We start from the raw sequence: 3214 nt of genomic DNA, 5'->3' as shown, positions 1-3214 counted from the left end.
GGGGTTCTGGGGATTTCCCCCTCTAAAAAGACATAATCCTCTGTAGACCACACTAATAAATGGCTGTGGAGGTAGGTTACTACTTATAAGTGTGGCAAATTAGGTAGATATCGTACATTTTAATACGGAACAGCCCTGATATGGCCATCAAAAACGAAATTTCTATTCTCACGAGAGCAGAACAGGCAGATCTTTATTCCCCACCCATTTTTTCAATCGAAGAACAACGTCTGTATTTTTCTCTGAACGATGGGGAATTGGCAGTTTTTCGGTCAATTCGTCTCAGAGCTCATAGATGTTACTTTGTCGCGATTTTGGGATACTTTAAATCAAAGCCCGTCATCCTAGATATCGCTTACTCGCAGGTTTCTAAGGATTTAATGTTCATCAGTAAAGAGCTGCTTGGCGGCAAGGGGCTCAGACCATTCACTCCCTCACAAAAACAAAAAGATCGACTCTACGCAAAAGTATTAGACCTTGCTGGTTATCACAAATGGGACGAAAGTCAGCACTTCAATTCTCTTTTCGACCACCTTGTTCAGGTGGGCAATGCCTGGCTGGAGCCGCGTTACCTCTTTGATACTGCTATTGAATTCCTAGCCAGTCACAGCATTGCTATCCCCAGGTATACCGTACTCCAGAGACTGATAAGCAGAACAATGCAGCAGGTCAGAAAAGACCTGGCGCACCAACTTAATCAACTCACCAGTCCTGAACTTCACGTCTTTCTGGACAGCATAACAGCCATTGATGACGGACTAAGCCTGAACCAGCTCAGAGGCGGTGCAAAAAGTCTGACCGTACCTGAGCTTAAAAAAGAGCTTGCCCTTTATCATCAGTTAGCGCCATGGCGCACGCAAATCAATGGCGTTATCGATGGGCTTAATCTGTCTCTTAAAAATCGACAACACTTCGGTGAGCTCATCAACTATTACGGCAGTAAACTCAAACGATTCAAACGCGCACAGCAGCATCTATGGTTGCTATGTCACCTGACAGAGCGGATACAACTGGCACTGGAACGGTTAACTGATGGGTTCATTTACCATATCCGCAAGCAACAAGAAGCTGCCAACACCTTTGCACAACAAGCAGTGTTCCTGTCCTGGCAGTCAGCCGCGGACAATGTCACAAAAGCGGCAGAGTTACTGCATCTGTTTGTGGATGAGAACATTGATGATAATCAACCCTTCTCAGTAGTCAGACAACAGGCATTGAAGGTCATGAATGACAGGGATATCCAGACCCTCTGCCTTTACCTGAAAAAACAGAAACGGACCGTGGAAGAGTACCAGTGGCAACATTACGATGAACAATGCAATCTCCTGAAGCAACTGTTAAGGCAGGTGTTCTTGTGCCTTGATTGTGAGGCCGGTAAAGGCTCAGAAGCCGTCGTCGCCCAACTTCAACAGATTCAGACGGAAATCGCATCCGGTGGACCACTGAAGACGATGGATACGTCGCTCATCCCGAAAAAGCACCTCCCATGGTTGGTTAAACAGGATAACGTTAACCCGCAACGTTACGAATGGCTGCTCTACCGCCAGTTGACTTCGCGACTGAACGGACGCATTTATTTGCCAAATGTTACCAAATACCGCGCACTGGAAGACGACCTGATCCCCCAGACATCGCAGGATACCTTGCTGGCCTCATCAACACTGGACAGACTAAAACAGCCCGCAGAGTTATTGTTACAGGAGCAACAACACCGGCTGGAAAGTGCGCTCAAAGACGTTGCTCTCCATATTGATGAGGGAGACAATCGAAATGTGATCATGAAAAATCGTACCGGTACCCGCTGGCGTCTGCCGACCAAAAGCGCTACATCTCTGGTCAACAATCCCTTTTTTAAGCGAATGCAACCGGTCGATATCGCGGATGTACTGCGGTATGTAGAGCGCGAAACCGGGTTCATGAAATGTCTGACTCATGTACTTCCGATACAAAAACAAGGGTTCACTCATCAGGATGATTTACTGGCCATTCTGATTGCCAACGCCACTCACCGTGGTGTGTATGGCATGGCGCAGATCTCCGATCGAAGCTATGAACACCTGAGTACGGTGCAGGCCAACTATATCCGGCCTGAAACGCTGCATGATGCCAGCGATGTGATCAATAATGCGGTTGCAGCGCTACCCATCTTCCGCCACTACCATATTCAGGAGGACCAGTTGCATGCCAGTGCGGATGGTCAGAAATTCGAAACCCATCTGGAAACCTTTAAAACCCGGTACTCCTCTAAGTATTTCGGCACCAATAAAGGGATCACGGCCATGACACTGGTAGCCAACCACAGCGCCCTCAATGCTCGGATCATCGGTTCCAACGAGCACGAATCACACTATATTTATGACCTGTTACAATCCAACAGCAGTGATATCAAACCTGACGTACTCTCGACAGATACACACGGTGTCAATCATGTTAACTTCGCCTTACTGGATCTATGCGGTTACAGTTTTGCACCGCGATACGCGCAGTTCAGTAGTGTCATCAACGATCTGTTTGACGTAACTGAAAATGAACATGGCGGCACCAACCTTGCCCTGAAAAAGCCCATCAGGACGAATGTCATCGAAACGGGATGGCAGGATATTAGGCGCATTGTTCTGTCACTTCAGACAAAGCGAACGACACAGGCAATGCTGGTAAGAAAGTTGTCTGGTTATCCTTCGGGGCACCCGACATTACAGGCGCTGACGGAGTATAATCGACTGGTCAAAGCGCAATATTTACTGGATTACATAGACAATGCCAGTTTGCGGCAGTACGTTCAGCGTGCTCTTAACCGGGGAGAAGCGTGGCACTTCCTGAGACGGGCTATTGCGTCGGTAAATGGCGATCAGTTCCGAGGCAAAAACGAGTCTGAAATCGCTATCTGGAATGAATGTGCAAGATTGCTTGCCAACGCGATCATCTACTTCAACTCCGCGATACTGAGTCATCTGCTGGAACACTTTGAAGCGAGAGGAGATGAAGAGAAAGCGGGTATCACTCGTTCTGTTTCGCCCGTTGCGTGGCAAAATATCAACTTAAGCGGAACGTATAACTTCACTAATACTGGGAAATTGCCCGATATTGGCGAAATAACGAGGCCGATAGTGGATGATTAGGCTCCAAACTGAAAGTAAACCACCTCCGCAGCCATTTATTGGTGTAGTCTACAGAGGATTATGTCTTTTTAGAGGGGGAAATCCCCAGAACCCCT

At 47.5% G+C, this 3214-nt stretch carries 1 protein-coding gene; it reads left to right on the top strand.

Features of this window, described 5'->3' with window-relative positions:
- Positions 1–140: 140 nt before the first annotated feature.
- Positions 141–3119: a Tn3-like element ISShfr9 family transposase gene (locus tag GMES_RS06780; RefSeq protein ID WP_006991878.1), complete on the top strand. Its 2979-nt coding sequence runs from the start codon at positions 141–143 to the stop codon at positions 3117–3119.
- Positions 3120–3214: the final 95 nt, after the last annotated feature.

The sequence above is a fragment of the Paraglaciecola mesophila KMM 241 genome (genome assembly GCF_000315015.1).
In the GTDB taxonomy this organism is placed as follows: domain Bacteria; phylum Pseudomonadota; class Gammaproteobacteria; order Enterobacterales; family Alteromonadaceae; genus Paraglaciecola; species Paraglaciecola mesophila.
This window is presented reverse-complemented; position numbering and strand designations above follow the sequence as displayed.